The 4,859-nt window shown below is 60.3% G+C and carries 6 protein-coding genes and 1 pseudogene; all 7 read right to left on the reverse strand.

Annotated elements, in window-relative coordinates:
• Positions 1-223, reverse strand: a pseudogene (locus tag ERD80_RS16275) (SPOR domain-containing protein); the annotation flags it as partial.
• A gap of 93 nt (positions 224-316) precedes the next feature.
• The gene (aroB, locus tag ERD80_RS16280) at positions 317-1,405 is read right to left on the reverse strand and encodes a 3-dehydroquinate synthase (protein ID WP_058780177.1); all 1,089 of its coding nucleotides are present in this window, start codon (positions 1,403-1,405) and stop codon (positions 317-319) included.
• A 39-nt stretch (positions 1,406-1,444) separates the two neighbouring features.
• The gene (gene aroK / locus ERD80_RS16285; RefSeq protein WP_010617392.1) at positions 1,445-1,966 is read right to left on the reverse strand and encodes a shikimate kinase AroK; all 522 of its coding nucleotides are present in this window, start codon (positions 1,964-1,966) and stop codon (positions 1,445-1,447) included.
• Positions 1,967-2,447: 481 nt separating this feature from the next.
• A complete protein-coding gene (hofQ, locus tag ERD80_RS16290; RefSeq protein WP_136547649.1) occupies positions 2,448-3,707 on the reverse strand; it encodes a DNA uptake porin HofQ in 1,260 nt (419 codons plus the stop codon).
• Positions 3,649-4,029, reverse strand: a complete 381-nt coding sequence (locus tag ERD80_RS16295; RefSeq protein WP_104094151.1) for a HofP DNA utilization family protein — start codon at positions 4,027-4,029, stop codon at positions 3,649-3,651. Before ERD80_RS16295 ends, hofQ begins: the two co-directional genes overlap by 59 nt.
• A complete protein-coding gene (locus ERD80_RS16300; protein ID WP_136547651.1) occupies positions 4,019-4,507 on the reverse strand; it encodes a hypothetical protein in 489 nt (162 codons plus the stop codon). Before ERD80_RS16300 ends, ERD80_RS16295 begins: the two co-directional genes overlap by 11 nt.
• On the reverse strand, positions 4,500-4,859 hold a 360-nt coding region (locus ERD80_RS16305), incomplete at its 5' end, for a PilN domain-containing protein (protein WP_136547653.1). The genes ERD80_RS16300 and ERD80_RS16305, both read right to left, overlap by 8 nt.

Genomic DNA, 4,859 nt, shown 5'->3' on the forward strand with positions numbered 1-4,859 from the left:
TGCTGGCGCTGTTGCTGGCCGGTTTCTTCTCGTCCGGGCCGGTCAGCGCGGAGCCAATGCCCAGCACCAGAATCAGCAGCACCAGAATGCCGATGCCCATCATCATATGCTGACGGGAAACCGGTACTTTCGCTTTCGGCGCAGAAGACGATTTGCGAGGCCGCGTGGGACGGCGGTCACTGGCGTCAGGTTTTAACTCGTCTTCCGGTTTGAACTCATCCATTTAGCCTCCTCCGTAAAACGGCACGCTTCCCACGTGCCGCATCACTGCTCACTGTTCCCCGCCGGACAGCAGCCCGACGTAGTCCGGGGATAATCAAGATACTTTGCAATCGTTAATCGCAGCCAGCACCATATCATGCGCCACGCCGCCACGCACTTCGGAGCGGCCAATAGCGAGAGGCAGCACCAGACGCAGCTCGCCGCCGAGCACTTTTTTATCGCGCATCATGTGCGGCAGATAGGCTTCTGCCGTCATGCTGGCCGGGCCGTTAACCGGCAGGCCAGCACGCTGCAGCAGCGCAATAATGCGGTCAGTATCGGCAGCGCTGAACTGACCCAGACGCTCAGCAGTGCGCGCCGCCATTACCATGCCTGCCGCAACCGCTTCACCGTGCAACCAGTTGCCGTAACCCATATGCGCTTCAATCGCATGGCCAAAAGTATGACCGAGATTGAGCAGCGCACGCAGGCCGGTTTCACGCTCGTCGGCCGCCACCACGTCGGCTTTCAGCTCGCAGCAGCGGCGAATGCAGTAAGCCATGGCAGTGTTATCCAGCGCCAGCAGCGCATCAAGATTCTGCTCCAGCCACTGGAAAAATTCACCGTCGAGAATGATGCCGTATTTGATCACTTCCGCCAGACCGGAGGCCAGCTCGCGCGGCGGCAGCGTAGTGAGGCAGTCGGTATCAACCACCACCGAAGCCGGCTGGTAGAAAGCACCGATCATGTTTTTACCGAGGGGATGGTTCACCGCAGTCTTGCCCCCAACCGAGGAGTCAACCTGCGACAGCAAGGTGGTCGGCACCTGAATAAAGCGTACGCCGCGCTGGTAGCTGGCGGCAGCAAAACCGGTCAGATCGCCAATCACGCCACCGCCCAGTGCAATCAGCGTGGTGTCACGGCCGTGCGGCTTCTGCAGTAGCGCGGTGAAAACCTCGTCCATCACCGCCAGCGTTTTGTACTGCTCACCGTCGGGCAGAATCACCTGATCCACTTTCACCCCGGCGTTGCTCAGCAGCGTCGCGAGTTTGTCCAGATAGATCGGTGCCAGCGTTTGATTCGTCACCAGCATGGCATTGTCGCCGGCTTTCAGCGGCCAAAAAGAAGCCGGATCGTTAAACAGTCCGGCAGCGATGGTGATGGGGTAACTGCGATCCCCCAGTGAGACAGTGATCTTCTCCATGATGACCGATACCTATTGCTGAGCCCTCAGGGTGCTGGATTAATTTTTTTCCAGCATGTTGATGATCTGATTGGCGACAACTTTTGCACTTTGATCGTCAGTGCGAATGGTGACGTCAGCGATCTCTTCATAAAGCGGATTACGTTCGCCAGCCAGCGCTTCCAGTACTTCGCGCGGCGGTTCGTCAACCTGCAGCAGCGGACGCTTTTTATCACGCTGAGTGCGGGCAAGTTGCTTTTCGATGGTGGTTTCGAGGTAGACGACCACACCGCGGGCGGAGAGACGATTACGGGTTTCACGGGATTTGACGGAGCCGCCACCGGTCGCCAGGACAATGCCCTGTTTCTCGGTCAGCTCGTTGATGATTTTCTCTTCACGATCGCGAAAACCGGCTTCGCCTTCCACATCAAATACCCAGCCTACATCCGCTCCGGTACGTCGCTCAATTTCCTGATCGGAATCGAAAAATTCCATATTGAGTTGCTGAGCTAACTGACGACCAATAGTGCTTTTGCCGGCACCCATCGGCCCAACCAGAAAGATATTGCGTTTCTCTGCCATTTTGTCGGTATTACTAAGAATTCGTTGATGATACCCCGCGTTCAGCACATTGCTGGCGGGACAGGAACTGAGACCTCATGAGCGTTAGCAAGAGTCAGACGGAAAATTATCTCAACACTCATGGCCGTTTGGCAACCGAATAAATTGCCCCCGGCGACCTTCAAACAGGACCGGTCTGTGGTTCGCGAGACGGTAACGCTCTTCCATTTTTGCCATCCTTGTGCGCGCTACAGGTGCGCTGGCCGGGCCTGTCGCTCCCGTTAGCTTACCTGCGTAAACCGGGGAATGCGTGCCGTGACTGACGTCCTGTACCACCCATAATTCGGGCATATTTCTTTCGATGCCAGTATCGCTTGTCACTGACATCCGCCGGAAGGTTATCCTGCCGCGTTCCGTTACACCGTTTTAAAATCGCTAAACCTTGTATGCTAATTCCTGCCCTGCGTCAACGCAGTTGGTCATATGGAGCGAATTTTCCGCTTTATCCGGCGGTAAGCGCTGCTTCCCTGACCAGTCGCGGCGTGATGAAGATCACCAGCTCACGTTTTTTGCGTTCGTCGGTCTGCTGACGAAACAGACCGCCGAGCAACGGTATCTCGCCCAGCCACGGCACGCGCTTTTCACCCTGGGTGCGCTGCTGCTGGAAAATACCGCCCAGCGCCAGCGTTTCTCCATCGCGCAGCGTCACCTGGGTGGCGATTTCCTGCTTATCAATACTCAGCACCTGACTTTCCCCCATCGTCAGGCTGCGCCCCGGCATGTTCTGGCTCAGTCGCAGCCTGAGCTGAATGCGCCCGTTGCCCAGTACTACCGGCGTGACCTCCATGCCGAGCACCGCTTCTTTAAACTCAATCGCCGTCGCGCCGCTGTTGCCGGATTTCACCTCGTACGGGATTTCGGTGCCCTGTTTGATGGTGGCGGTCTGCTGGTGCGAGGTAAACAGCCGCGGGCTGGCGATGATTTCGATCTGGTTCTCCTGTTCCAGTGCGCTCAGCTCCAGGTTAAGCAGTTCGCCGCTCATCTGTCCGAGCGTAACGCCGGTGCGTATCGCCGGGTTGCTCACCGCCAGCGGCATCTGCAGCTGCGGATTGCGCAGCGCCCCGGTGACGACATCGCCGGGTGCGGTGCTCCAGCTGACGCCGAGCTCGCGCAGATGCTCTTCATTGATGGTAACAATGTGCGCTGACAGCTCAACCTGCTCCAGCGGCAGATCCAGCGCCTGCAGCCAGCGCTCGGTATCGCGCAGCGCCTGCGCGCTGTCCCGCAGCAACAGGCTGTTGGTACGGCTATCCACCGTCACGCTGCCGCGCGGCGTCATCAGCGAGCGTTCCGCCTGCAGGCTGCGGTAGACATCGCTGGCGCTGGCGTAGTGCAGCGTGACGGTGCGCTGCTCAAGCGGCGCCTGCAGCTGCTTCTCTTCACGCTCCGCCTGTGCCTGCTGTGCCTGTCGCTGCTGCCAGCTCTCCGGATAGACCAGCAGCACGCCCTCCTCCTGGATCACCGTGAGTTTCGCCAGCCGCGTGACCAGCGCCAGCGCACGCTCCCAGCCGACGTTATCGAGTCGCAGCGACAGCCGCCCCTCCACGCCCGGCGCGATCAACAGGTTGGTTTGCTGATAGTCAGCCAGCGCCTGCAGAATGCGCTCGACCGGCGCATCATCAAATACCAGGCTCAGGGGCTGATCAGCGGCGTGCAGCGGACTGCTCAGCGCCAGCCACAGCAGCAGCGTCATCCTTTTCATAAAATCCTCCTTTTATTACCCATGTGATGTGCTGCGGCGGACAGCTTTGCGTGGCGCTCAGTACCAGCGTATGTGCACTGAGCTGGGTTACCTGCCACGGTGCCACCGGAAAAGCAGCCGGTGCACTCAGCCGCTGACGTTTGCCCTGCGGTGAAACCAGCCAGGCCACAAAGTGCGGCGCGCGACCAATGATGCCCTGTAATCGCCAGCCGTGCGGCACAGCAGCAGGCGCCTGACACTGGCTGGCAGCCAGCGGCTGGAACGGATCGCGCGCCAGCGCCCAGCTGCTGCACAGCAGTAACACCAGTGCGCTACTCCGCATCGTCACTCTCCAGCCAGAACTCGCTGTGTAACACGCCCTGCTCCGCCTGCAGCTGAAAACGCTGTGGCACCGCTAACGCCGTCGCAGCCAGCCCGCTGAACAGCGGCAGAAATTGCGGCCAGCTCAGGCGCAGCGCCAGCTGCTGTGGCTGGCTGTCCGGATGCCAGGCCTCGAGCTGATTGCCGCGCGCCGCCACCAGCTGCTCTAACGATACGGACGCCGCCGTTGCCGCTGGCTGCAACGTTGCGATCTCCGCCTGAAGCTGTCCGATGGCCGGTCGCGCGTCCAGCTGCTGCTGACGTTGCTGGTGCTGCTGCGCCAGTTGTGACAGCTGCTGTTGCAGCGTGCTGAATTGCTGCTGTTGCGGACGCAGCAGCAGTAGCCACGCCAGCCCGAGTAGCAGCAGCGCCAGCAAATGCAGGCTGGCTATTCGCCACGTCAGTGCCAGCTGCAGCCAGCGCTGGATGAGCTCATTCATCGGTCGCCTCCTGCAGCCGGGCGCGCAGCGCGAAGCGGTAATCCCCCTGCGCCTGACGCTGTACGCTGCCCTGCTTCACCGCCGCAAATAGCGGTTGCGTCTGCAGTTGATGGCGGAACGCGCTGACATCAGCCAGGCTTTGCGCCAGACCGTCCAGCACCAGTTGCCCCTGACGCCGCTCCACGCGACTCAGCCACAGCGTCTCCGGCATCAGTGCGGGCAGTTGCTGCCAGAACTGCTGCCAGCGTTGATGCTGCTGCAGCCGCTGTTGCTGCGCCTGCTGCCTGCGTAACAGATCATCCCGCTGCGCCATCAGCGTTTGCTGTTGCGCCAGCCGCTGCTGTATCTGCTG

The organism is Pantoea sp. R102 (assembly GCF_004916815.1).
Taxonomy (GTDB): Bacteria; Pseudomonadota; Gammaproteobacteria; order Enterobacterales; family Enterobacteriaceae; genus Pantoea; species Pantoea dispersa.

Bases quoted from the DNA above. Each gene is read 5' to 3' on its own strand.
- aroB (WP_058780177.1), bottom strand. From the start codon at position 1,405: ATGGAGAAGATCACTGTCTCACTGGGGGATCGCAGTTACCCCATCACC.
- hofQ (WP_136547649.1), bottom strand. From the start codon at position 3,707: ATGAAAAGGATGACGCTGCTGCTGTGGCTGGCGCTGAGCAGTCCGCTG.
- ERD80_RS16295 (WP_104094151.1), bottom strand. From the start codon at position 4,029: ATGCGGAGTAGCGCACTGGTGTTACTGCTGTGCAGCAGCTGGGCGCTG.
- ERD80_RS16300 (WP_136547651.1), bottom strand. From the start codon at position 4,507: ATGAATGAGCTCATCCAGCGCTGGCTGCAGCTGGCACTGACGTGGCGA.
- aroK (WP_010617392.1), bottom strand. From the start codon at position 1,966: ATGGCAGAGAAACGCAATATCTTTCTGGTTGGGCCGATGGGTGCCGGC.